This window comes from Bizionia psychrotolerans (assembly GCF_001039595.1).
Genome location: NZ_JNGS01000018.1, coordinates 15,217 through 40,826 on the forward strand (window position 1 = coordinate 15,217; position 25,610 = coordinate 40,826).

Sequence of the window (25,610 nt, forward strand, 5' to 3'; positions counted from 1 at the left end):
TTCGCAATTGTCCTTTTTGCCTTATACGGTTACGCCTATTATATGTTTAACTACAAGTTTGTGCCTCAAGAAAAATACACGCAAGACGTTGAATATATAGATCCCGAAACTGCTTTGTTAAGCGAAGGTTTTGAAGTTTGTAATGAAAATTATATTCTTCAGTATTATAATCCGGAACGTGCAACATACAGCAAAGGTAAAAATGGGTTACGAAAATTTATTCTTTCAAATTACAAAAGCAAAAACTATACAGATTCGGGTTATTTAAACATCCGATTTGTTATTAATTGTAAAGGTGAAGCTGGACGTTATGTGATTCATGAAAACGACTTGGATTTAAAACCAAAAGCTTTTGATAAAGATTTAGTTGATCAGTTATTTCAACTAACAACAGAACTTAAAACGTGGAATCCAAATTATGTACATGACGACTTTAGAGATTCCTACATGTATATATCTTATAGAATAGAAAATGGCGAGATTACTGAAATTATCCCTTAGCATCTGTTTGATCCTTTGTGTTTTCTCATGCCAAAACAAGCGAGAAAAGGCTGAAGCATCGTACAAGTTTGGCGTTTCCAATTTTGGACAAGGTTCAGCTGGAAGCATCAACGGTATTGCACGTGCTATTGAAATAGATTCTACTTATGAACAAGCAGTTTATGAATTATCTGTTGGTTATTTAAAACGCGGTATGCCACATATGTGGAAAGAACAATATGATAAAGCCGTTCTTCTAGATTCGGTTACGCGTGTTCCTTGGCGTGGCTATTTATATTTATGGTTTTACAGAGATTATAAAAAAGCCATCACCGATTTTGATGCATCTGATACCTTAACCCCTAATTTTACTGATCAGCCACAAGGTCATAGCGTTGATTATTGGCGAGGTGTTGCCTATTTAGGTTTGAATGATTATGATAATTCTATTTCATATTTTGATACCTATATTAATCAAGAAATAGACGAATCGGGTGAAGATTGGGTGGAACTTACTGCTTTTTTATACAGAGGTATTGCCTATTACGAATCTGGCAATTACGAAAAAGCATTTTATAATTTTGAAAAACGATTAGAGCACGGAAGAAATATAAGTGCTGATGCCAAATATTACATGGCTATTATAGCCAAAGAGCAAGGGCAAATAGAATTAGCCGAAGAATTAATAAATGCAGCAATTGAAGATTTCAAACAAGGTTATTTTAATAATAGACCATATGTAGAAACCTTACGTCAAATTTATTTAGAAGATTTGTTAATTATAAAATCCGACTTAACACTATAAATGAATTTAAAAACGATAATAAAGCACATCATGCTTTGGAGGTACAAACATATCTCCCAAAAAAACTTTGTTTTATTATTGAGCGTTTTTGTCGGTTTATCTACAGGTATTGCTGCTTTAACGCTTAAAAACATCACCTATTCCATTCAACTATTTCTAGAAAAAGGAATCGTTTTTTCTGAAAATCAATTATACTTTATTTTACCTTTTATAGGTTTGCTCTTTGTTTATTTATTGAGGAAATATGTATTTAAAAAAGGCATGACACCAACCGTTCCACCATTTATTAAGCGTGCTGTTCCATCTCTATTATATTCTTTGCTGCGTCAAAAAGGATTGTTATCATACAAGTTAATTTATCATCCCATAGTTTTGGCTCCATTAACTGTTGGTTTTGGTGGATCTGTTGGATTATTAGGGCCAGCCATTACGTCTGGTTCGGCAATTAGTTCTAACATGAGCCGATTGTTGCATATTGATAAAAAAACAAGAACACTATTGATTGCATGTGCCACCTCTGCGGCTATTGCGTCCATGTTTAAATCGCCTATTGCTGCTATCGTGTTTGCTGTAGAAGTGTTCAGTTTAGATCTCACATTTGCCTCGTTATTACCCTTGTTAATCGCTTCTATTTCTTCTGTATTAACGTCCTACTTTTTCTTGGGTGATGAATTATTATTTGATTTTGCTGTTACAGATAAATTTACAATTAGAGATACAGCTTTTTATATTATTCTAGGATTGGGAACAGGAATTGCCTCCATTTATTTCACTAAAATCTACTTTGCAGTATATGCCTTCTTTGATCGGTTTAAAACAAAATTCTCTAAACTCCTTGTTGGTGGTTTTGCTATTGGTGCCATGCTATATTTTATTCCACCACTTTATGGTGAGGGATTAAGTTTTACAAAAGATTTATTTGATGGTAATTACTTACATGCTTTAGGATCTACTTTATTTGATAATTATCTGGATAATATTTGGGTCGTTATTGTTTTGCTAATTGGCTTCACCATTTTCAAAGCTATTGCCATGACAACCACCTTTGCTGCTGGTGGTGTTGGTGGTGTTATTGTACCAACTATGGTAATGGGAAGTGCTTTAGGTAATGTGGTGGCTAAAATAATTAATAATATTGGTCTAGGCCATCAAGTTTCTGAATCTAACTTTACACTGGTTGGTATGGCTGGACTTATTGCAGGTGTTATTCATGCACCTTTAACGGCTATATTTCTAATTGCTGAAATTACGGGAGGTTACATATTATTCTTACCCTTAATGATCACGGTTGCAATTTCTTATATGATAACTAAAAATTATATGGAACATACCATATATACGAAAGAATTAGCTGAAAGAGGCGACTTATTAACGCAAGATAAAGATCAGAATGTGCTGACATCTATGGATATAGATAGTGTTATTGAGCAAAATTTTATAGCCTTGCATCCAGATATGTCTTTAGGCACTATGCTTCATGAAGGCGTATCAAAATCAAATAGAAATTTATTTCCTGTTATTAATGAAGAGCAAATTCTTGTTGGTATCATTTTATTAGATGATATTCGGAATATTATGTTTGATCAATCCTTATACAACTCAACCTCTGTAGAAACATTCATGCATTTACCACCTGGACATATAAATTATGAGAAAGATAGCATGAGAACAGTTATGAAAAAATTTCAAGACACGAACGCTTGGAATCTGCCAGTAATTAAAAATGGAAAGTATTATGGATTTGTTTCTAAATCGAAACTATTAACTGCTTACCGACGCAAACTAATAAATATCACACATTAATTATGAAATATCTTATTTTACTATTTCTGATTACATCTTTAACTGCTATTATATGCGGATTAACACTTGATTTGGATTATGCGCCAAAACTTGTAGGAAGTGGTGTTCTCGGGTTATTTTTTATTGTTTTTCCGTTATTTTCTTGGTATCGCTGGAAAGACAAAAAAATGAGTGATTATTTACTCAATAAAGAAAATTTAGACAAAATGCGTGAAAGTCAAAAACGCAACAAACTTTAGTTTAAGTTTCTTCTTTCTATAAAAAAAACGTTTTAAAAGGGTTGCTGCTTCTTCGGCTAACACACCTCCTTTTACCATGGTTTTAGGATGTAGTTTGGTTTGCAAGTTTATACAACCACGTTCTTCATCACGCGCACCATAGACTATGTTACTTATCTGACTCCAATACAAGGCTCCACCACACATTTGGCAAGGTTCTAGAGTAACATACATAGTACAATCATGTAAATATTTTCCGCCTAAAAAATTGGCCGCAGCCGTTATGGCTTGCATTTCTGCATGAGCCGTAACATCATTTAACATCTCTGTTAGATTATGACCTCTTGCTATAACTTTATTATCTATTACTACAACAGCACCAACGGGAATTTCGCCTTTATCAAAAGCTATTTCAGCTTCTATTAAGGCTTTTTTCATAAAATACGAATCGTCAAAAATGTTTATCATAATAGCAAAAATAAAAAAGGCAACTAAATTAATAGTTGCCTTTTAAAAATATCATTCAAAAAATATTAATTTTTAATAATCTTATGGTTGGCATCTATGTTCTGCCCTTTCATATTTAGGATATAAATACCTGATTGTAACTTATTCATATTAATTTCAACCGTACCAAATAAATCAACTTGTTTGTTGTAAACCTGTCTTCCATTAAGATCGGTAATAGTCATTGTTACTTGTCCAAAACTCTTATTCGTTTTAATAAACAGGTTATTATTAGTTGGGTTTGGATACACTTTATAATCGCTTTGCTTAAACTCATCTACACTTAAACTTGTACAGTTTTGCAAGCTTGGGTCTGTGTCTAAAGGCATACTAAAATCTTCAACCTGATCGGTTCTGCTAAATTTACTTCCGCCAGATGCATTTAAACCTAAACCTCTATTAGCAAAAACTTCCCAAATCATACATTGATCTTCACCACCAGTAGTTGCCATGTCTGCAGCTAAAAGCGCATCACGACCGTCTATAAAATCTGGACCACATGGTTGTATTTTAAGACCATCAATAACCAATTGCATCACTTTGTTATTTCCACCAGTTCCATTATAAATGTCTTCATCAAAGCCATATTTGGTTACATAAGCATCTGTTAAATCATATAACATAGTTGCCCATATAAAACCTATTCCGTGTGGTTGAGATACTTGCGCTGTATTATTGGTGTCTGCGTAAGTAAAATCATTTACTGAAAAATCAGTCGCGTATTTGGCATTTCTAATTCCTATACCATCTACACCTTGTCCTGCAGCATATGTTACCATACCACGTCCTGCAGCATAATCTTCCGTACCTTGTAAGGTTATCATTAAGGCAAACCAATCAGACCAGCCTTCACCCATTTGCGTTTCATTTTGTAAACAACCGGCTAAATTAGCACCACCAGTTAAGCGATTAGAAATACCATGTCCATATTCATGAGCAACAATCATATTATCTAAACTTCCGTCTAACATAAAAGGGCTTGGCCCTTGAAGTGTTACATTAACAGTTTCACTTTGCATAGCAGCAATTAAAAGTTCGCCATCGGCAAAATTCATAAATACGGAAGGAATTGTAAATGGTGGATTAACTTCACCAGCCATGTTTACATAAGGTACATATGCAGGATCATTCGTTGGATTATTATGATTTATAACAATTACAGCAACAGCTCCTGCGTCTTGAGCGTTTTGTATTTTATCTACGAAAGGACAGTTACCTCTTCTAATTACAGCAATTTTACCTGCCACACTTGCAATAGCATTACAACCTTCTGTTGGTAATGATGTACTATCATTTACTAATTGTAAATCAGCGGTAACAGGTACTTGACCAATTCCTAAAATATTGTTTGGTGCTGCTGTTGCAGGATTAACAGCTGTATATGTGCCAGCTACTGACGTATTATTTACAGTAACCAAATCTTGCAAGCCTCCTCCAACTGGTGACCATAGAAACATTCTCATGCTTGGGCTAGCTCCATCTGCAGGTGTTCCAAAAAAAGCATTGTTTATAGATGTACCAACACCATTTCCATCTTGACCATCAGCACGAACATAATCATTACCTGCACCTCCATTTCCGTAGTTATTAGCTTGAAAATTACCACTTGCTTCATCAAAACCATATTTATACCAAATATCGTGCATGACATTATTTACATAAAATAAGTTTGTTATGGAAGCATCTTGATAGCCTTCTGGTTCTTGATTGAAATCTAATGGGAAATCAAAGTTTAAAGACGTGGTTCCATTTGGAGAGTATCCAAAACCATCATTACCGTTTCTATCTTCCATGGCCCAAACATTATTACCACGCGTAGTATTAAAGTCCGCACCTGCCGAACCGTTGGTGTCATGCCATCCAAAAGGTGAGGCATCGTTATCTGCAGGTTCCTGCAACACAGTTCTACTACCATGATTAGGGCTTTCAACTGGAAGCGCATATACACTATATTGCGATCCATCTGCTACCAAAGCAGCATCTTTAAAAAGTGTAAAATTAGATTCCTTAGGAGCCATTTGATCTGAAACATGACCATGATTTGCATGTTCTGAATCGCCAAAATTACAAGCTATAATCCAATCACTTTGATCAATTATTTCACCTGAAATAGCGTCTACTCGAACGCTATACCAATTATTCCCGTTCATTGTATGAACGCTTAAATCCCAGGAAAGGGATAAATTTCCAGCTTCATCTTTAAAATAAACTAATTTAACAGGAATAGTTGTTTGAGAAATATTTCCATTAGAAAAGATATAGTCATTATTATTTTTTTCAAGTAAATCTAAATTTTGAATCGCTCCTAAATTTAAAATTGAAGCAACACGTTGAATTGCCTGCTGCGCTGATAATTGTGGTAAGGCTGTATTGACTCTTTCATTAATATTTCCAGTAAAACCATTAGCATAATAAAAAACAGCATTGCCTTTTATGGCCACACTAGATACAGCATTAAAAATTGAAATACCTTGGTATCTTTGATTCAGGTAAACATGCGTAATTTTAGTGCTTTTAGAAAACACTTCGTTATTAACGGATAACTCAGAAATATCACTGACTGTTAAACCGTATTTTTCTTTATTTTGATTAAGGTAATCTTGAATTACAGAAGCGTAATTAGAATCCACCAAATTACTTTGGGCGTAAAGCATGTTGGCAAAAACCAAGACTGCTAAAAAAAGTAAATGTTTTGCGTAGTTATTTTTCATTTCTTTTAATTAAAAATTAGAGAATTTAGTATAATGCATCAAATATAAGGAAGTTAGCATGAGAATTTAGAATAATTATATATTTAAATCAAGTTATTATAAAAGTACAAGCTATTTTGATAGCTTTACATCATATTCTACATAGATGAATTTAAATATTCTTAACGCAATAAACACGCCTTTAGATTTACGCAAACTAAATCAAAATCAACTTCCAGATTTAGCTTTAGAGCTGCGTCAATTTATTATCAATATGGTCGCCACTAAAGAAGGTCATTTAGGTGCTAGTTTAGGTGTTGTGGAACTAACCATTGCGCTTCATTATGCATTTAATACGCCTGATGATTTATTAATTTGGGATGTTGGCCATCAAGCATATGTGCATAAAATATTGACTAATAGGAAAGCTGATTTTCATACCAACCGGCAATTAGACGGTATTAGTGGGTTTCCAAAACGCTCTGAAAGCACGTTTGATACGTTTGGAACTGGACATTCCTCAACTTCCATTTCAGCTGCTTTAGGTATGGCTATTGCTTCACAAATTAAAGGAGATTTTGATAAACACCATATTGCGGTAATTGGTGACGCATCCATAGCCAGTGGAATGGCTTTTGAAGGATTAAATCATGCTGGCGTAACTAATGCTAATTTATTAGTTATTTTAAATGATAATGCTATTGGAATTGACCCAAGTGTTGGTGCTTTAAAACAATATTTAACCAGTGTAAAAACGGGTACCCAAAACCAAGATAATATTTTTGAAGCCTTAAATTTTGATTACTCTGGACCCATTGATGGGCATGATGTTTTTAAAATAATTACCGAATTAGAACGATTGAAAACCGTTAAAGGCCCAAAATTCCTTCATGTAATTACTACTAAAGGAAAAGGTTTGAAACAAGCCGAAGAAAATCAAGTGGTGTATCATGCTCCTGGAAAATTTGATGCCATAACAGGTGATATTCCACCAAAAACGTCCGCTTTACAACCACCGAAATATCAGGATGTATTTGGTATTACATTGCTTGAATTAGCTAAAAAGAACAAAAATTGTTGGCATTACGCCAGCTATGCCAACTGGAAGTTCCTTAAAATACATGATGGATGTATTTCCTGATCGTGCGTTTGATGTTGGAATTGCCGAACAACATGCTGTAACCCTTGCTGCTGGAATGGCGACTCAAGGTTTAATTCCTTTTTGCAATATTTACTCCACCTTTTTACAACGTGCTTACGACCAAATTATACATGATGTCGCTTTGCAGAATTTACCTGTTATTTTCTGTTTGGATCGTTCCGGTTTAGTTGGTGAAGATGGCGCCACACATCATGGTGTTTTTGATATGGCTTATTTACGTTGCATTCCAAACATGATAATTGCAGCACCAAGAAATGAAATTACTTTAAGAAATCTAATTTTCACAGCACAACTGGGTAAATTAAAAAACCCGTTAGCTATCAGGTACCCAAGAGGTCGTGGAACTATTATAGATTGGCAAGTTCCCTTAAAAGAAATAATACTTGGTAAAGGTGAAAAATTGAAGCACGGCGAAAATATTGCCGTTTTGAGTATTGGCAGCACAGCCAAAAATGTAACAGAAGCTATAAGTGATTTGCCCATTTCGCATTACGATATGGCATTTATTAAACCTCTTGATGAGCCATTATTACATACTATTTTTGAGAGCCATAAAATTGTTATAACGATTGAAAACGGAACTATTGTAGGAGGTTTTGGAAGTGCTATTGCAGAATTTAAAGCACAATTTGAATACAATAATACGTTGCAAATTTTAGGTGTTCCTGATCAATTTATTGAACAAGGTACCATAGAAGAACTTGAAGAAATAACAAACATGAGCCCTAAAAAAATTAGAGACTTTGTTGTGGCAATAATGAATTCATAGCTTACGACTCTTCTGCGTAAAATTGTGTAGCGTTGAAATCCGAATCGTTTGAATTGGACAGCTCGCTAATAACAAGCAAACTAGCAAAGGTTACAAAAAATATAACGATAGCTCCTAGTATATTTTTTTTCATTTTAGTTAGGTTCAATTAGCATTTGAGAACTAAATGTAAAACATATATCGTTAATACGCAAGTAAATTCGATTAAACACTAAATTTGAAAGTTTTATCTTACTAAAAAGACATTCCTTTTATTTTCTTGTAAATTAAAATTGCACGACTATCAGATAAAGATGCCACGTAATTACAGACATTTAATAAGCGTTTATAGATTAAATCTTCTTGAATATTGATGCTTCCTGATAGGGTATTTAATATCAGGTTATCATAATTTGAAGCATTGCCATTATACGCATTATTTACGGCAGACACATAAGTTTCCAATAAGGTGTTTATAACCCGATAACCCATAATTTCCTTTTCCACGACCTCTTTAGATTGATACACATTTTTCACACTAATGTTAATAATATCAGTAATCTGTGCTTCATATTTACTTTTATCTAATAATGCAATTTTAAAATCGTCATTCAAAATAGCTTCTTCGTTTTCAATAAAAACAGAAACGGCTTCATTAATTAAAGTGTTAATGGCCAAAGCTCTTAAATAGCTAATCCGATCTTGAGTGGTAGATAATTGATGATATTTTTTAGTTTGGATACTATCTCGCACCAAATTAATTAAATACTCCAAAGCAAACTCCTCTTGAATCAACCCTAAATTAATACCATCTTCAAAATCTATAATCGTATAGCAAATATCATCAGCGGCTTCTACTAAAAATGTTAAAGGATGTCTAGCATAACTAATGTTATCATCGGATCCTCTGGAAATTAAACCTAACTCTTTTGCCACATCGTCAAAAGCTGTTTTGTCTCCTTGAAAAAAGCCATATTTTTTATCAGCTATATGCATCGTTGGTTTTTTAGGTAAGGATTCTTTCGGATATTTAGCAAAGGCACCTAAAGTAGAATAACTTAAACGCAAGCCTCCTTCACGACCTATTCGACTTTCGGTTAAAATTTTAAACCCATTGGCATTACCTTCAAAATCACATAAATCTTGATATTCTTTATCGGTCAATTCACTTTTGAAAACCTGTCCTGATCCCGATTTAAAAAATTCGCCAATGGCTTTTTCTCCTGAATGTCCAAAAGGCGGATTTCCAATATCATGCGCCAATGCAGCGGCTGCAACGATAGCACCAAAATCATTTGGTTGATAGCCATGAATATTTTGTAAATGCGGATATTTTTCAATTAACTGCTTGCCAACTAATCTACCCAACGTTCTTCCTACAACACTTACTTCCAAACTATGGGTTAATCGTGTGTGAACAAAATCTGTTTGAGATAAGGGAATAACCTGGGTTTTATCTTGTAAGCTTCTAAATTCTGATGAAAAAATAATCCGATCATAATCTACTTCAAACCCTAAACGGGTTTCATCTTGCTCTTTTCGTAAACGCTTATTGGTATCGCCAAAGCGCTTTAATGATAATAATTGTTCCCAGTTCATGCTGCTAATATATTGAGTTGCAAGATACCATTTTTTCAATGTTAAGAAACTGTTTCCAAATCAGATTCAATATTAAATCTCGTAACATTGAGGTAATGGTTTTATGACATAGGTTTAATGCCCACTTAACCTTGAGATTACACATCTGTAGTTTCTTTGCGGCAAGAAAATTTGTAATAATTATATGAAATATTTACTTCTTAACCTGTTATTATTTACAACCCTAATATCGTATTCTCAAAATACAGGTTCATTAGCTGGAAAAATCACGGATCAGGAATATAATGATGAGCCACTACCCTTTGCAAATGTTATTATAAAAGGCACTGCAAAAGGAACCACAACCGATATGGATGGTTTATATATTATAGATAATCTGGAGCCAGGTAATTATATTATTGTATTTAGTTTTGTTGGCTACCAAACACAAGAAATTGAAGCTAAAATAGTTGCCGGTAAGATTACTGAAATTAATTTACCAATGGCTGCTAGTGCTGCTTCATTAGATGAAGTTGTCATCACCACAACTGCTAAACGCGAAAGTGAAGTAGCCTTATTACTTGAACAGAAAAAAGCGGTTGAAATCAAACAAAGTATTGGTGCTGAAGAATTATCACGAAAAGGTGTAAGTAATGCGGCTGGTGCTGTTGCTAAAATATCTGGTGTTTCAAAACAAGAAGGGTCTAGCAACGTTTATGTTCGTGGATTAGGAGATCGGTATTTAAATACCACTATGAACGGCTTATCATTGCCATCCAGTGATGTGAATAAAAAGAATATAGATTTAGATTTATTCTCATCAGATATCATTGAAAACGTATCCATTAGTAAGGCTTATGCAGCTGGTTTTTATGGTGATTTCTCTGCAGGAAATGTCAATATCAACTCAAAGGATTATAAAGGGAATGGGTTTTTAGATGTGTTTACAGGTAGCGGTTTCAACACCAATGCCATTAACAAAGAATTTGTAAGAAGTGAAGGAACAGGTTATTTCGGATACTATGGTCGTTATGATCATAATCCGTTTGCTGTTGTTTTATCTCATGGTTTCGACCCTGTTTCTGCTGGAACACCTATTAATGTGAGTTATGGTGCGTCTACTGGAAAATCTTTCAATTTTAAAAACGGTTCGCGATTAAGCATTTTTACTACAGGCTCTTTTGAAAACGGTTATGAATACCGTCAAGGTACCACCAGAGATTATACGTTAGTAGAGAAAAAAGCATTTGTTGATAGTGCCGAAGAATACGAATATAGCACCACAACAACTGCTATGGCAAATGTAAATTATAAAATAGACGATGCCAATACCATTAAATACAATTCGGTTTTTATTAATAATTCATCCGATGTGGTTGGCTATTTTGGAACAAATGGTAACGGAAGAAACCGAGATGCCATTCAAAATACCGACGAAGGTTTTTACCAAATGAATGTACAATTTGACCAAACAAAAATGTTCGTCAATCAATTATTGGGAAATCATAAATCGGGGAAAATTGAAGTGGATTGGGGATTTGGTTATAACTATGTAAACGCGGATCAACCAGACCGTAAACGAATCAGTTTAGAAAATTACCATCTTGCTTTTGATAATGACCCAAGCTCTAATCCTATATTTTATAGTAATGTAGATTTTGATAATCAGCGTTATTTTCAAAGTATTACCGATGATGAATACAACGGAAACTTAAATTTCGCCTATCAAGCAACAGATAATATAAAATTAAATATTGGTTATAACGGAAAAAGCAAAACACGTAATTTTGATAACATCCGATACGGTTATGATATTATTCAGGGTAATTTCCCTGTTACAGATGTAAATAATTTTAATAATATCTTTTCGTTAGATAATCTCCAAATTAATGAAAACACAGGTGGTCTTTATGAAATAAAAGTTATTAAACCAGTTCCGGGTTATACAAACACAAATAGACCTGGATTACCAGAAAACACGTATCAAGGTAAAATTGATATTTATGCTGGTTATATGAATGCTGAAATTACTGCTGGCGACAAATGGTTGTTTGTACCTGGTGTTCGTTTAGAATCCATTGAGCAAAATATTGCTTTTGATGTTATTAATTTAGGCTTACGTGGCAAGGATGATATTACATCTAAAAACAACTTATTCCTTCCAAGTTTAAATGTTAAATATAGCTTGGATGAAGATCAAAACTTAAGACTTTCTGCAAGTCAAACGGCTTCACTTCCAGAATTCAAAGAAGTAGCACCATTTGTTTACGAAGATATTTCAGTACGTGTAGGTGGAAATCCAGATTTACTTGAAAAAGGCTATTCTAAAATTTTCAATTTCGATTTAAAATATGAATGGTTTTTTAGTAAAAGTGAAATTTTATCGCTTGGAGCCTTCACAAAAATCATCAAAGACCCTATCAATCTAGTAGTTGGTGCTGATGCAACTGGAACACAACGGTATTTTAGAACTGGTGATAAAGCTAACGTTTACGGAATTGAATTGGAAGTCAGAAAAAATCTTATTACAAATGAAAATGACAACTCGGATTTATCAGTTGGCTTAAATGCCACCTACATGCACACAACTCAAGACTTGCATGAACGTATTGATGGCGATTTTTACGACGTAAGTTTCAACAGAACAAAAGACGAACTTCAAGGTGCTTCACCTTTCCTGTTGAATGCTGATATCAGCTACTCTCCAACATTTAAAAACTACAAACCAGTTGCCAATTTAGTATTCTCATATTTCTCTGATAGAATTGACGCTTTAGGTTCAGGACAATTAGGAAACGTGATTGAAAAAGGTGTTCCAACACTGGATTTTATTTGGAAAAACACCATTAACAACAAGTTTGAAATCAACTTAAGTGTTATGAATTTACTAAATCCAACCGTTAAATATGTTCGTGAAACTACTTTGGGAGACATTGTTGTGAATTCAGCAAATGGTAAAGGCGTTTCAGATTACAAACGTGGTATGGACATCGGATTACAACTTAAATACTCATTTTAACAATCATTTTAAATAATAGAAATTAATTAAACTAAAACACAATGAAAAATAATTTAATTTTAGGATTAGCAATCGTATCCATGCTCTTCTCATGTTCATCAGATGACACTGCGGATATTATCATTAATGATAACAGTAGTGTTGTTAACAACAATGGTGGTGGTAATACAGATGATTCTTGCATCGTTATTCCAGCTGCCGAATATACATCTGATTTGGAATTAGATGCTAACAAATGCTACATCATTAATGGACCTGTAATTATGGCATCAGGTGCAAACTTGATAATTAATGAAGGTGTCACTATTTATGCTGAAGCCACTGGAGCTGACGTTTATATTGCCATCTCTCAAGGTGCCAAAATAATTGCAACTGGTACGGCAAATAGCCCAATTGTAATGACATCAAACGCCAATTCACCAGCAGCTGGAGATTGGGGAGGATTAATTATTTTAGGTAAAGCACCAATTAATTCAGTTACAGGTAGCGGTACTTCAACTTCTGAAATCGCAAGTTTGCCTTATGGTGGGAATCTAGCAGATGATTCATCTGGAACAATTCGTTACGTACGTGTTGAATATTCAGGTGGTGCTGCTGATGGTCAATCTGAAAATAATGGATTTTCTTTTTATGGTGTAGGTAATGAAACGGTTGTTGAATACATACAAGCTTTTGAAGGAAAAGATGATGGTATTGAATTTTTTGGAGGAACTGTAAATGTGAGTTTTGTTTCAGTTATCAATGCACAAGATGATTCCATTGACTGGACAGAAGGTTACACAGGAACTATTACAAATGCCTATGTTCAACATGGAACTGACCATGATAAGGGTATTGAAGCTGATGGTTATAATACAGACTTTAGTAATGAAGGTGGTTATTACTCAAAACCGACAGTTACAAATTTAACAATTATTGGTTTAGGTACTTCAACGGATCCTGATAGCGAAGCAGTTCGTTTAAGAGCTGGTACTCAAGGTATTTTCACCAACGTACTAATTCAAGGTTATGGTGAAGGATTCGACTTGGATGGTGATTTAGGTGATAATCCCACAGGAAACGGTGTTGTTAGTAACGATTTAAAAGTTACTGATGTTACCTTTACAGATGTAACACTTTCTATGAAAAATGATACAGAAATCATGTTTACAATAGATGATTTTATTTCCGGAACTGGAAACGGAACAGGAACTGACTATGCTTCTTGGGGAGCAAATTGGACTGTGCAATAAAGTTGCATAAATTATAATTTTTAAAAATTAGTCAAAAAAAAAGAGCATCCAACGGATGCTCTTTTTTTCTTTTATAACGTTTTAATCACGCTGTGCTAAACTGGACTTATTCCATTCATTAACACTTGCAATAGCATTGTTACTATAATCTACTTCTTTTAAAGTTTCACTAGACCAGTAAAACCATTTGCCGACTTTCTTTCCATTATTATAATTCGCAGAAACAATTTTCTCACCTGCTGTATTAAAACTCAACCAAGTTCCTTGAAGTTTCCCATCTAAAGTATATGAGCCTGTTTGGCTTACAACTCCATTGTCATGATAGTAGGTAACATCAATAACATTCGTGTCATTGTTCAGTTTTAAATCTCTCTCTTGTTGTGCAAAAGAGACCACAGTAATTAAAAAGGTGAAAATAAATACAAGGTTCTTCATAATTATGGGTTTTTAAATTTTCAATAGCTAAATATAATAATTTATTAACTGTAAATCAACAATTAGGTAACGTTAATTTAACATTGAAACCGTATAATGTTGATTTAGTGATGATTACAAAAATATCGATAAAAAATAAATACTTAATAATTCCTTAATATTGTCATTACAGTAAAGACATATATATTATCCATATTTGTGATGTCTTAAGACAAAACAATTAGTAATTTCATATAATCTATTAGTTTTTGTCGACTATATTATTATGAATTCTAGCGGCTGCTTTTGGCCAAAGCAGCCTTTTTTTATTTATATACTAATAATATTGAGGAAACATTAATTTAACATTAGAGTTGGTTATTTGCAGCGACAAAAACTAATACTCTAATTATGAAATATAAAAGTACGCTTTGTGTCGTATTATTATTTTTAAGTGTAATTAATTTGACAATTGCTCAAGAAATTGCTTCTCCAAAATTTGGAAAAGGAATTTTTAACCTCGTTGGAAAAGATAGTTCTTGGACCATGAAAGTTGGTGCAAGAATGCAATTCCTCGCCTTAGCTACTTGGGAAAATAATAATGGAAACCTTACCGATCCTTACTCCAATTTTTTAGTTAGAAGAGCGCGATTAAAATTTGACGGCTACGCTTTAACGCCTAAATTAGAATACAAACTTGAAATTGGGCTTTCAAACAGAGATATATCAGGCGCGTCAGAATTTACTAGCAATGCTCCAAGATATATTTTGGATGCGGTTATTAAGTGGAATTTTCATGAGAACTTCTCGTTATGGTTTGGGCAAACTAAATTGCCAGGAAACCGTGAACGCGTTATATCTTCAGCAAACTTGCAGTTCGTAGATCGCTCTATCTTAAATGCAGGATTCAATATTGATAGAGATTTAGGAATACAACTTAGACATCATATGAATGTATCCGATGAATTCGTAATTAGGGAAATTGTTTCTATTTCTCAAGGCGAAGGCCGAAATGTGACGAGTGGTAATATTGGAGGCCATCAATACACAGGTCGTTTAGAATTTTTACCCCTTGGTAATTTCAGTGGAAAAGAAGACTATATAGGAAGTGATTTAAAACGGACAGAAAGCCCTAAACTAGCATTAGGAATATCCTATGACTTTAACAATAATGCAGTAAGAACGAGAAGTAATAGCGGAAGCTACATGGTTACAGACACTGGATTCCACGAAACCAACATTACCACATTGTTTGTAGATGCCATGTTTAAATACCAAGGTTTTTCGTTTATGGGTGAATTTGCAAACAGAGATGCAGATGATCCAATAGCAATGAATAGTGATGACACGCCAACTGGAGATGTTGTAGATATAGGAAACGCTATAAACCTACAAGCCGGTTACCTTTTTAAGGCTAATTGGGAATTAGCTGGTCGTTATTCTAATGTTAGCTTAGACAAAAATATTACTGGTAAAAACAAAGTAGATGAATACACATTAGGTGTTTCAAAATACATTGTTGGTCATAAATTAAAAGTTCAATCTGATGTTACCTATGTAGATATTGAAAGTGCCAATGGCACATTAGCATATAGATTACAATTTGAAATACATTTTTAAACTGAATAAATATAACATTAAGGTAACATCTCTATCGTTTACACTTTAGATATTTGCAAATTATTTTAAAACAAATTATGGATAATATATACTTATTAATGATTATTGCCCTAGCCGTTTTAGCAGTCGCTGATTTGGTGGTAGGCGTGAGTAATGATGCTGTGAATTTCTTGAATTCAGCCATCGGATCTAAAGCCATTTCTTTCAGAACAATTATGATTGTTGCGAGTGTTGGTGTAGCGGTAGGAGCCGTTTTTTCAAGTGGTATGATGGAGGTTGCTAGAAAAGGTATTTTCAATCCACACGAATTTATGTTTAATGAAATCATGATCATCTTTATGGCTGTGATGATTACGGACATCCTGCTTTTAGACTTTTTCAATTCCGTTGGAATGCCAACATCAACAACGGTATCTATTGTTTTTGAATTATTAGGAGCTTCTGTGGCCATTTCATTAATTAAAATTGGTCATGATGGTGGAACTTTTAGTGATCTTGTAAATTATATCAACACCTCCAAAGCAGCCGAAATTATATTCGGAATCCTGCTTTCGGTGGTCGTCGCATTCTCAATTGGTGCCATTGTTCAATGGGTTGCACGATTATTATTATCTAATAATTTTGAGAAAAAAGCAAAATGGGTTGGTGCCTTATTTGGCGGAATTGCCTTAACCTCACTCACCTATTTCATATTTATTAAGGGTTTAAAAGGTATGGCATTTGGCAATACAGAATTTTCTTTTTTAAATGGTGAAAGCATAAACGGCTTGCTTGCAGACCAAGTTGGGCTTGTTGTATTGATAAGTTTAGTTTTCTGGACCTTGTTATCCCTTCTATTAATGACGGTTTTTAAAGTAAACATTTATAAACTTATTATTCTAGTTGGAACGTTTGCATTAGCATTAGCTTTTGCTGGTAATGATTTGGTAAACTTTATTGGAGTACCAATTGCTGGGTGGCTTTCATATACTACTTGGGCAGCTTCAGGAGTTCCAGCTGAAGCATTTAGCATGGGGTTTTTAGCTGATAAAGTTGCGACTCCAACCTATTTATTAGTTGGAGCAGGTTTAATAATGGTGGCAACCTTATGGTTTTCAAGTAAAGCGAAAGCAGTTGTTAAAACCTCATTAGATTTATCCAGTCAAGGTGAAACTAAAGAACGTTTTCAACCTAACTTTTTATCAAGAGGGTTTGTACGATTTGCTGTTTTAGCGTCTCAAATGTCGTCTTATGTTTTACCAACATCGTGGCAAGCAAAAATTGATAAGCAATTTGAAGTCCCAGTTTTAAAACTTAAAAAAGATAAAACATATGAGTTACCTGCATTCGATTTAGTTCGTGCAGCTGTGAACCTTATGGTTGCAGCAGTATTAATTTCTATTGCAACCTCTATGAAATTGCCACTCTCTACAACTTACGTAACATTTATGGTTGCCATGGGTACCTCATTAGCGGATCGTGCTTGGGGAGCAGAAAGTGCTGTGTATCGTGTAGCTGGTGTTTTAAACGTGATTGGTGGTTGGTTCTTTACAGCTTTCATAGCCTTTGTAGCAGCTGCAATCATTGCTTACTTATTAAATTGGAACGTTACCATCATGGTTCCTGTTCTATTATTATTAGCAACTATTTTATTAGTAAGAAACTATATTTCTCACAATAAGAAAACGAAAGAAATAAAAGCAGAAGATAGCTTAACACGTGCTGAAAGCAGCTCTATTCAAGGTGTAATTCATGAAAGCACCAAAAATATTGCTAATGTTATCAAACGTGGAAATCGTATTTATACCAATGCGATTAATGGTTTAGCAAAACAAGATTTATCACTTCTTAAAAAGAATAAGAAACAAGTTGTTAAACTCTCTGATGAGATTGATGAGTTACGAGATAATATCTTCTACTTTATTAAGAATTTAGACGAATCTAGTGTTGCTGCTAGTAACTTTTACATCAATGTTTTAGGCTATTTGCAAGATATTACACAGTCCTTGGAATATATCTCGAAAATTAGTCACAAGCACGTGAATAACAACCATAAGAAACTGAAATTTAGTCAAATTAAAGAGCTGAAGGAAGTGGACGAACGTTTTGAGCGTTTATTTGCAAATACCAAAGCCGCTTTCGATACAGGTTCATTTGAGGATATTGGGATTATTATCGGTAGAAAGAAGGAAATTATGGATATGGTAACGCATAAAATCCAGAGACAAGTGGAACGTACTAGAACGGAAGAATCTAGTCCGAAAAACACGACGTTGTATTTCAGTGTATTATTAGAGACTAAAGATTTATTAAATGCCACTATGAATCTTTTAGAAGAATACCATAATGCACATGATAGTTCAGTGGAACCTGCAAAGGTTTCGGAATCTGACGATTAATATATAGTTAAGTTTTTTATAGAAAAAAGCATCTCGAAGGAGATGCTTTTTTTATTTTGAATTTATGATCCTATATCTCATTCCATTACGTAATTAAAATCTACCAGAACTAACATAAGCATTTTTCACATACTGCTTTACCCTTTGCTTTTTAAATCAAAGTTTGGGCTATACAATTCGTAATCAAAGTTTAAGTGTTTTTGTAAAAACGCAACGATTAATTCAGCATTTTTCAATTTTTTCAATCCGATTAGTTCCGTCTTTTCAGTATGCGACTTATCCAATAAGTAAGCATAAAATTTATAAAAGCTATCAACTCCTTGGGGAGAAACCAATCCGACTGTCGGCATTCCATTCGCTCTTTTTAATTTTAGGATTGAAACAATACGCTTATTTTCTATGTCAATATTTTGTTTATAAATCAAAAAACCAAAAACAAAATATGCTTTGTACAGTTCATTATCACGAATTAATAATCCTAATTTAGAAATCACCAAGGATATTGTTCCAATTATAAAAACTGTTAGAAATAGAAGAAGTAAGAGTTCGTTTAAATCTCTAAATAAATTGTTTTTGATTAGAAAGAATATAGAAATTCCAATTCCTAAAATTATTGAAACATGTACTTTCTGGATGAGATTTAAATTATACTCGGTGATTATTTTTTTATCCATTTTCTTCAATAGTGGGAATTCGTATTCAGTCCAAAATCAAATTATCGATACAGGTTTCAACCATTATAGTTGGTTGAAACCTAATCGAATTGACGAATTTTATTGAAATTTATAACGCGTTACGTCATTTAAAATTAAGAACCACACATCAAGCAATCATCACCTTCTGCTTCTTTTGCTTGGGCAATAAGTGCTTTCATTTCATCAGCAGACATGGGTTCCACTTCTTCAGCTGTTTGCTTTTGGGCAAATTTAGCGGCTGTTTTTGCTGCTTGCTGTTTTTGTTGTTCAACCATTGAATCCTTCTCAACAACTTCTACAATTTCAGCTACTGGTTCTTCTTTTTTCTTGGAATCTAGCGTAAACTTAATAGCGTCTACAGCACTCTTCGTTCTTAAATAATACATGCCTGTTTTTAAGCCGCTTTTCCATGCGTAGAAATGCATGGATGTTAACTTCGCCATGGTTGCACCTTCCATAAACAAGTTTAAGGATTGCGATTGATCAATAAAATAACCTCTATGACGCGACATATCAATAATGTCTTTCATGCTTAATTCCCAAACGGTTTTGTAAAGCTCTTTAATATCTTGTGGAATGCCATCAATATCTTGAACAGAACCATTGGCTCTCATGATATCTTGTTTTAAACTTTCGTTCCAAAGACCAAGTTCTACTAAATCTTCTAATAAATGTTTGTTCACCACAATAAACTCACCTGACAATACACGACGTGTATAAATATTGGAGGTGTACGGTTCAAAACATTCATTATTCCCTAAAATTTGCGATGTACTGGCTGTTGGCATTGGAGCCACTAATAAGGAGTTACGAACACCATGTTCCTTAACTTCTGTTCGCAGTTTTTCCCAATCCCAACGACCACTTAATTCGGTATCATTAATTCCCCAAAGGTTGTGTTGAAATTCCCCTTGGCTAATAGGCGATCCTTGATACGTTTGGTAAGGACCATCTGCCATGGCTTCTTCCATACTTGCTGTAACAGCAGCAAAATAGAGCGTTTCAAAAATTTCTTGGTTTAATTTTTTGGCTTCATCACTCGTAAATGGTAAACGTAATTTTATAAACGTATCTGCTAAACCTTGAACTCCAAGGCCAACTGGCCTGTGACGGAAATTGGAATTTTCAGCTTCTTTTACTGGATAGTAATTTCTATCAATAACGCGGTTTAAGTTTTTGGTAACGCGTTTGGTAATTTTAAATAATTCTTTATGATCAAACTCGCCATTCTTAATAAACATCGGTAATGCAATAGATGCTAAATTACAAACGGCAACCTCATCTGGAGAGGTATATTCCATAATTTCCGTACATAAATTAGACGAACGAATAGTTCCTAAATTCTTCTGATTGGATTTACGGTTGGCTGCATCTTTGTACAGCATGTAAGGCGTACCAGTTTCAATTTGCGATTCTAATATTTTTTCCCAAAGTTCACGAGCTTTAATGGTTTTTCTACCTTTTCCTGCGGCTTCATATTTTAAATATAGCGCTTCAAATTCTTCGCTATGAACTTCATCCATTCCAGGACATTCATTCGGGCACATTAAAGTCCATTTTCCGTCTTCTTGAACACGTTCCATAAATAAATCGGATATCCACATGGCATAAAACAAATCACGTGCGCGCATTTCTTCTTTCCCGTGATTTTTCTTTAAATCTAGAAAATCGAAAATATCAGCATGCCAGGTTTCAATATACATAGCGAAACTTCCTTTACGTTTTCCGCCACCTTGATCCACATAACGAGCAGTATCATTGAATACTTTTAACATAGGAACAATTCCATTGGATGTTCCGTTGGTTCCAGAAATATAACTCCCAGTTGCGCGAATATTGTGAATAGCCAAACCAATTCCTCCAGCCGACTGTGAAATTTTAGCTGTTTGCTTCAACGTATCATAAATTCCATCAATACTATCATCTTTCATGGTTAATAAAAAACAAGACGACATTTGAGGTTTTGGTGTACCGGAATTAAAAAGTGTTGGTGTGGCGTGTGTAAAATATTTTTTAGACATCAACTCATAGGTTTCTAAAGCCGCATCCAAATCGTTTAAATGAATACCGATTGAAACACGCATTAACATATGTTGTGGTCTTTCAGCAATTTTGCCATTTAGCTTCAATAAATAAGAACGCTCAAGGGTTTTGAATCCGAAATAATCATAACCGAAATCGCGATTATAGATAATAGTTGAATCTAATTTATCCTTATTATCCATTATAACTTGATACACCTCATCAGATAATAAAGGTGCATCTTTACCAGTTCTTGGATTCACGTAGGTATACAAATCATGCATAACCTCACTAAAGGTTTTCTTGGTGTTTTTATGTAGGTTGGATACTGAAATTCGCGCTGCTAAACGTGCATAATCAGGATGAGCCGTTGTCATGGTTGCAGCAATTTCTGCAGCTAAATTATCAAGCTCACTAGTGGTTACACCATCGTAAAGTCCTTCTATAACTCGCATAGCAACTTTTAAAGGATCTACCAATTCGTTTAAACCATAGCACAGTTTTCTAACTCTAGCTGTGATTTTATCGAACATCATGAGTTCTTTTCTGCCATCTCTTTTTATTACATACATAATTTACACGTTTTTTGTTTTCCTGATACACCTTCAGAAAAATGGATTAAATAACTAAAAGGGTTGTTTAAATTTCTATAAAAATTTAAACTTTAATTTTATATAAACGTATAATAGGAAAGTGTTAGGATGAACATCCCATTGATTTTGCTATTAACGATTATTTTAGGGTTTTTTATTTAAAAATCAGCATCAAAACTGAACTTATCTTTCTCTTCTTCTTTGTTTAGCACACCTGCTTTTTGGTATTCTGACACGCGCTTTTCAAAGAAATTTGTTTTTCCTTGTAATGAAATCATATCCATAAAATCAAAAGGATTGGCTGTGTTGTATTCTTTTTCACAATCCAATTCACTTAAAAGTCTATCGGTTACAAACTCTAAATATTGCGACATCAATTTGGCGTTCATACCAATTAAACTGGCTGGCAAGGACTCTGTAATAAACTCACGTTCAATATCTAGTGCGTCAATTAAAATTTCGCGAATACGCGCTTTAGGCACTTTATTTACAAGATGTTTATTGTGTAAATGCACAGCAAAATCACAATGCACACCTTCATCACGAGAAATAAGTTCGTTTGAAAATGTTAAACCTGGCATTAATCCACGTTTTTTCAACCAGAAAATAGAGCAAAATGCACCTGAAAAGAAAATACCTTCAACAGCTGCAAACGCAATTAAGCGTTCACCAAAACTTGGTGATTCAATCCATTTTAAAGCCCAATCTGCTTTTTTCTTAATAGCCGGAAAATTATCTAAAGCATTAAAAAGTTGATCCTTTTCAACATCATCTTTAACATAAGTATCTATTAATAGTGAATAAGTTTCACTATGAATATTTTCCATCATAATTTGAAATCCGTAGAAAAACTTGGCTTCGCTATACTGCACTTCATTGATGAAGTTTTCTGCTAAATTTTCATTTACAATACCATCACTAGCAGCAAAAAACGCTAAAATGTGTTTAATAAAATAACGTTCATCATCATTCAATTTACTTTTCCAATCTGTAAGATCTTGATGTAAATCAATTTCTTCAGCAGTCCAAAAACTGGCTTCCGATTTTTTGTACCATTCCCAAATATCATTGTGTTGAATAGGAAAAATAACAAAACGATCTTTGTTTTCTTGAAGAATGGGTTCAATTTGATGAGACATTATAAGTGGTTTTTAAGGTGAATAATTTGAGATGTACTGTGACTAACAAAGATTGAAAATTGTATCTGTAATTGAAAGGTAATGTTATAAACATTGTCAACAAGTTTTTAACAAACCAGTATTCACGCAGTCCTTCAAACTATTTTGAACAAAACAACCTTAAGTGTTGATTAATAGTATTTTAACCATCTGTTGACTATGAAATTCATGTAAGAAATAACCTATTAAACCTATCCTAACAACGGGTGATTGCTATAAAAATAGAAGTTACAAAATGAAGACATTTTCGAATAAAAAAAAGAGCGAATAACTTCGCTCTTTATATAACTAACTAAATAATGTGAATAAAACCAAAAAGCCAGATAAATCCAGCTTTTTGTTGATTATTAGCATATACCCTTTAATAAATGCTTAATCGTATAATAATTTAATAGCAATGCTAATATCAGATATTTTCAAGGAATTTACCTACACTTTTGTATGGTTGGTAATAAATTATGTGTATTCGGTAAAAAATGAATGCACAAAAAACGGTACTCTAATCACTTTAATTCCTAAACAAATTACCCGTCATTTATACCATAAAAAAGTTCTTAATTATTATATTTGAAACTATGATACGAGCAGTAATTGTAGACGACGAGCAAAAAGCGATAGAGAGTTTATCTTGGGAGCTAACAAACTTTAGCGACGAAGTAGAAATAATAGCCACTTTTACCAAGCCAGAGGAAGCCATAGATTATTTAAACTCAAACAAACCCGATTGTGTGTTTTTAGATATTAATATGCCAACTATGGATGGGTTCCAGTTTTTAGATAAATTATCGGAAAAAGATTTTTCCGTAGTTATTACAACCGCTTACAATGAATATGCCTTAAAGGCTTTAAAGCATGAAGCCATTGATTACCTTTTAAAACCAGTGGATTCAGATGATTTAAAAGAAACCTTAAAACGGATAAAAAAACATAATTCTTCGGCTTTTCCAGTAGCGAAAATTGAAGAGATTCTTATAAACTTCAACAAAAATTTTAATCAGAAGAAAATTACTTTAAATACAGATGGAAAGTTAATATTTCTAGAAACGGACAATATTATATACATTGAATCAGACGGTAATTACAGCACATTTGTAATGGCAGACCATCAGAAGATTTTAGTAACTAAAAAGCTCAAAGAGGTGAATGCTCTTTTGCCTGAAAATTACTTTTTCCGAATTCATAATTCCTACATAATAAACCTCAATAAAATAAAGGAATTTATAAAAAACGACGGTTATGTCGTCATGCAAACTAATGAAAAAATTCCAGTTGCCAGACAACGTAAATCCGATTTTCTAGATAAAGTTTAAGCGTATATGAAAACTAATAATTACGGTAAACTTTTTAGAAGTTGCTTATTCCTATATTTACTTTTAGGCTTAACAAATTCCAGTTCAGCGCAAGAACAAGATTTAAAAGCTTTCTATAAAACAGTAGATAGCGTTCTAAATAAAAAGCCTGCAAGACACGCTACTTTAGATTCCATTTTTTACAACGTAAAATTGGACACGATTAAGCTTTCTTACTTGGTTCATAAAAGTCACAAAAACAACTATTTTGATGGTGAATGTTATGCACTAAATACTTTGGGCAGCTATTTTAGAAACACCTCGGATTATGACCAAGCTATAACCATATACACCAAAGCTCTTTCTGCTGCTAGACAAGGTAAAAACCTTGAAATGGAAGTTATAAGCTTAAATATGTTGGGCGTTGTTTACAGACGTATGGATGCTATTCGGTCTGGTTTGGATTACCATAAACAAGCACTAGATTTGGCCGAAAATGCTCCAGAACTGACACTAGAATTAAAGCGTAGTATTGCCGTTTCTCAAAATAGTATGGGAAATATTTATTTAGCTTTAAAGCAATATGATTTAGCACTAGCACAGTTTTACAAATCTTTAGCGGTTGAAGAAGAACTGAATAATAAACTAGGTTTAGCCATCAATAATCACAATATTGGATATGCTAAAGAAAAAACGGGTTTATACGATGAAGCATTAGAATATTATAACAAATCATTACAATATAACTATGAAATTGAATCGGAAATAGGTATTGTAATTTGTTTCAATAGCATAGGCAAAGTTTACATCTATCAGAATAAATTCAGCGAAGCAAATGCTATAATTAAAGATGCTTTACAACGTGCATTAAAAGAGAATGATCAGTTTTATATTGCTATTTCATATGTAAACTATGGTTTATCTGAGTTAAAGCTTAACAATTTAGAAGCTGCCAAAACCAATTTAAATAAAGGATTAGAAATTGCCAAAGCGTATAATTTCAAATCCTATGAAATTGAAGCCTATAAATACTTATCCGAAATTTATGAACTGTCTGGTCAGTATGATGCTGCATTAAACACATATCGAGAACATGTTTTGTTGGATGAATCCTTAACCAATGAGCGCAATATTCAGTATGTAAATGATTTGATTATTAAATATGATACGGAGAAAAAA

17 protein-coding genes and 1 pseudogene are annotated in these 25,610 nt (G+C 33.5%); 11 read left to right on the top strand and 7 right to left on the bottom strand.

Annotation, left to right across the window (positions count from 1 at the left end; translation table 11 throughout):
• Positions 1 to 42: 42 nt before the first annotated feature.
• The 4 genes from GK51_RS01935 to GK51_RS01950 are packed head-to-tail and all read left to right on the top strand — an operon-like array spanning position 43 to position 3,327.
• The gene (locus GK51_RS01935; protein WP_048331402.1) at positions 43 to 501 is read left to right on the top strand and encodes a hypothetical protein; all 459 of its coding nucleotides are present in this window, start codon (positions 43 to 45) and stop codon (positions 499 to 501) included.
• Positions 473 to 1,285, top strand: a complete 813-nt coding sequence (locus GK51_RS01940) for a tetratricopeptide repeat protein (RefSeq protein WP_048331404.1) — start codon at positions 473 to 475, stop codon at positions 1,283 to 1,285. Before GK51_RS01935 ends, GK51_RS01940 begins: the two co-directional genes overlap by 29 nt.
• Positions 1,286 to 3,088, top strand: coding sequence for a chloride channel protein (locus tag GK51_RS01945; protein ID WP_048331406.1), 1,803 nt, complete (start codon positions 1,286 to 1,288; stop codon positions 3,086 to 3,088). It abuts the gene before it with no gap.
• 2 nt (positions 3,089 to 3,090) lie between these two features.
• Positions 3,091 to 3,327 carry a hypothetical protein gene (locus GK51_RS01950; RefSeq protein ID WP_048331408.1) on the top strand — a complete coding sequence of 79 codons (237 nt, stop codon included), beginning with the start codon at positions 3,091 to 3,093 and terminating at the stop codon, positions 3,325 to 3,327.
• Here GK51_RS01950 and GK51_RS01955 read toward each other — a convergent pair.
• Together GK51_RS01955 and GK51_RS01960 are read right to left on the bottom strand one after the other, a co-directional pair.
• Complete coding sequence (locus GK51_RS01955; RefSeq protein ID WP_048331409.1) at positions 3,286 to 3,774, bottom strand: nucleoside deaminase; 489 nt, start codon at positions 3,772 to 3,774, stop codon at positions 3,286 to 3,288. The two genes, GK51_RS01950 and GK51_RS01955, sit on opposite strands and share 42 nt — an antisense overlap.
• Before the next feature lie 65 nt (positions 3,775 to 3,839).
• A complete protein-coding gene (locus GK51_RS01960; protein WP_048331411.1) occupies positions 3,840 to 6,524 on the bottom strand; it encodes a T9SS-dependent M36 family metallopeptidase in 2,685 nt (894 codons plus the stop codon).
• Between the two features lie 145 nt (positions 6,525 to 6,669).
• On the opposite strand from GK51_RS01960, the pseudogene GK51_RS01965 reads away from it, so the two are divergent.
• Positions 6,670 to 8,434, top strand: a pseudogene (locus tag GK51_RS01965) (1-deoxy-D-xylulose-5-phosphate synthase).
• Between the two features lie 234 nt (positions 8,435 to 8,668).
• On the opposite strand, the gene GK51_RS01970 reads toward GK51_RS01965, so the two are convergent.
• A complete protein-coding gene (locus tag GK51_RS01970; RefSeq protein WP_048331414.1) occupies positions 8,669 to 10,012 on the bottom strand; it encodes a deoxyguanosinetriphosphate triphosphohydrolase in 1,344 nt (447 codons plus the stop codon).
• A gap of 184 nt (positions 10,013 to 10,196) precedes the next feature.
• Between GK51_RS01970 and GK51_RS01975 the strand changes: the two genes are divergently transcribed.
• Together GK51_RS01975 and GK51_RS01980 are read left to right on the top strand one after the other, a co-directional pair.
• Positions 10,197 to 13,010 (top strand): TonB-dependent receptor, encoded by a 2,814-nt coding sequence (locus tag GK51_RS01975; protein ID WP_048331415.1) that lies wholly within the window; start codon positions 10,197 to 10,199, stop codon positions 13,008 to 13,010.
• 41 nt (positions 13,011 to 13,051) lie between these two features.
• Positions 13,052 to 14,242 carry a hypothetical protein gene (locus tag GK51_RS01980; RefSeq protein WP_048331417.1) on the top strand — a complete coding sequence of 397 codons (1,191 nt, stop codon included), beginning with the start codon at positions 13,052 to 13,054 and terminating at the stop codon, positions 14,240 to 14,242.
• An 81-nt stretch (positions 14,243 to 14,323) separates the two neighbouring features.
• On the opposite strand, the gene GK51_RS01985 is transcribed toward GK51_RS01980, so the two are convergent.
• A complete protein-coding gene (locus tag GK51_RS01985; RefSeq protein ID WP_048331419.1) occupies positions 14,324 to 14,677 on the bottom strand; it encodes a toxin-antitoxin system YwqK family antitoxin in 354 nt (117 codons plus the stop codon).
• A 390-nt stretch (positions 14,678 to 15,067) separates the two neighbouring features.
• Here GK51_RS01985 and GK51_RS01990 point away from each other — a divergent pair, with 390 nt between their 5' ends.
• Both GK51_RS01990 and GK51_RS01995 read left to right on the top strand, forming a co-directional pair.
• A complete protein-coding gene (locus GK51_RS01990) occupies positions 15,068 to 16,276 on the top strand; it encodes a porin (protein ID WP_048331420.1) in 1,209 nt (402 codons plus the stop codon).
• 77 nt (positions 16,277 to 16,353) lie between these two features.
• Positions 16,354 to 18,654 (top strand): inorganic phosphate transporter, encoded by a 2,301-nt coding sequence (locus tag GK51_RS01995; RefSeq protein WP_048331432.1) that lies wholly within the window; start codon positions 16,354 to 16,356, stop codon positions 18,652 to 18,654.
• 137 nt (positions 18,655 to 18,791) lie between these two features.
• On the opposite strand, the gene GK51_RS02000 is transcribed toward GK51_RS01995, so the two are convergent.
• The 3 genes from GK51_RS02000 to GK51_RS02010 form a co-directional block, all read right to left on the bottom strand.
• Complete coding sequence (locus tag GK51_RS02000; RefSeq protein ID WP_048331422.1) at positions 18,792 to 19,328, bottom strand: hypothetical protein; 537 nt, start codon at positions 19,326 to 19,328, stop codon at positions 18,792 to 18,794.
• A 134-nt stretch (positions 19,329 to 19,462) separates the two neighbouring features.
• Positions 19,463 to 21,943, bottom strand: coding sequence for a ribonucleoside-diphosphate reductase subunit alpha (locus GK51_RS02005; RefSeq protein ID WP_048331424.1), 2,481 nt, complete (start codon positions 21,941 to 21,943; stop codon positions 19,463 to 19,465).
• A 179-nt stretch (positions 21,944 to 22,122) separates the two neighbouring features.
• On the bottom strand, positions 22,123 to 23,103 hold the full coding sequence (locus tag GK51_RS02010; RefSeq protein WP_048331426.1) for a ribonucleotide-diphosphate reductase subunit beta: 981 nt from the start codon (positions 23,101 to 23,103) through the stop codon (positions 22,123 to 22,125).
• Positions 23,104 to 23,717: 614 nt separating this feature from the next.
• Here GK51_RS02010 and GK51_RS02015 point away from each other — a divergent pair.
• Both GK51_RS02015 and GK51_RS02020 read left to right on the top strand, forming a co-directional pair.
• Positions 23,718 to 24,452 carry a LytR/AlgR family response regulator transcription factor gene (locus tag GK51_RS02015; protein ID WP_048331428.1) on the top strand — a complete coding sequence of 245 codons (735 nt, stop codon included), beginning with the start codon at positions 23,718 to 23,720 and terminating at the stop codon, positions 24,450 to 24,452.
• Between the two features lie 6 nt (positions 24,453 to 24,458).
• The coding region (locus GK51_RS02020) for a tetratricopeptide repeat protein (protein WP_048331430.1) at positions 24,459 to 25,610 on the top strand (1,152 nt) is incomplete at its 3' end.

What these genes read in the sequence shown, in the direction of transcription:
- GK51_RS01970 (WP_048331414.1), bottom strand. Translation starts at nt 10,012, where the DNA reads ATGAACTGGGAACAATTATTATCATTAAAGCGCTTTGGCGATACCAAT.
- GK51_RS01985 (WP_048331419.1), bottom strand. Translation starts at nt 14,677, where the DNA reads ATGAAGAACCTTGTATTTATTTTCACCTTTTTAATTACTGTGGTCTCT.
- GK51_RS01980 (WP_048331417.1), top strand. Translation starts at nt 13,052, where the DNA reads ATGAAAAATAATTTAATTTTAGGATTAGCAATCGTATCCATGCTCTTC.
- GK51_RS01955 (WP_048331409.1), bottom strand. Translation starts at nt 3,774, where the DNA reads ATGATAAACATTTTTGACGATTCGTATTTTATGAAAAAAGCCTTAATA.
- GK51_RS01990 (WP_048331420.1), top strand. Translation starts at nt 15,068, where the DNA reads ATGAAATATAAAAGTACGCTTTGTGTCGTATTATTATTTTTAAGTGTA.
- GK51_RS01945 (WP_048331406.1), top strand. Translation starts at nt 1,286, where the DNA reads ATGAATTTAAAAACGATAATAAAGCACATCATGCTTTGGAGGTACAAA.
- GK51_RS02000 (WP_048331422.1), bottom strand. Translation starts at nt 19,328, where the DNA reads ATGGATAAAAAAATAATCACCGAGTATAATTTAAATCTCATCCAGAAA.
- GK51_RS01950 (WP_048331408.1), top strand. Translation starts at nt 3,091, where the DNA reads ATGAAATATCTTATTTTACTATTTCTGATTACATCTTTAACTGCTATT.
- GK51_RS01935 (WP_048331402.1), top strand. Translation starts at nt 43, where the DNA reads ATGTTTAACTACAAGTTTGTGCCTCAAGAAAAATACACGCAAGACGTT.
- GK51_RS01960 (WP_048331411.1), bottom strand. Translation starts at nt 6,524, where the DNA reads ATGAAAAATAACTACGCAAAACATTTACTTTTTTTAGCAGTCTTGGTT.
- GK51_RS02010 (WP_048331426.1), bottom strand. Translation starts at nt 23,103, where the DNA reads ATGTCTCATCAAATTGAACCCATTCTTCAAGAAAACAAAGATCGTTTT.
- GK51_RS01995 (WP_048331432.1), top strand. Translation starts at nt 16,354, where the DNA reads ATGGATAATATATACTTATTAATGATTATTGCCCTAGCCGTTTTAGCA.
- GK51_RS02005 (WP_048331424.1), bottom strand. Translation starts at nt 21,943, where the DNA reads ATGTATGTAATAAAAAGAGATGGCAGAAAAGAACTCATGATGTTCGAT.
- GK51_RS02015 (WP_048331428.1), top strand. Translation starts at nt 23,718, where the DNA reads ATGATACGAGCAGTAATTGTAGACGACGAGCAAAAAGCGATAGAGAGT.
- GK51_RS01940 (WP_048331404.1), top strand. Translation starts at nt 473, where the DNA reads ATGGCGAGATTACTGAAATTATCCCTTAGCATCTGTTTGATCCTTTGT.
- GK51_RS01975 (WP_048331415.1), top strand. Translation starts at nt 10,197, where the DNA reads ATGAAATATTTACTTCTTAACCTGTTATTATTTACAACCCTAATATCG.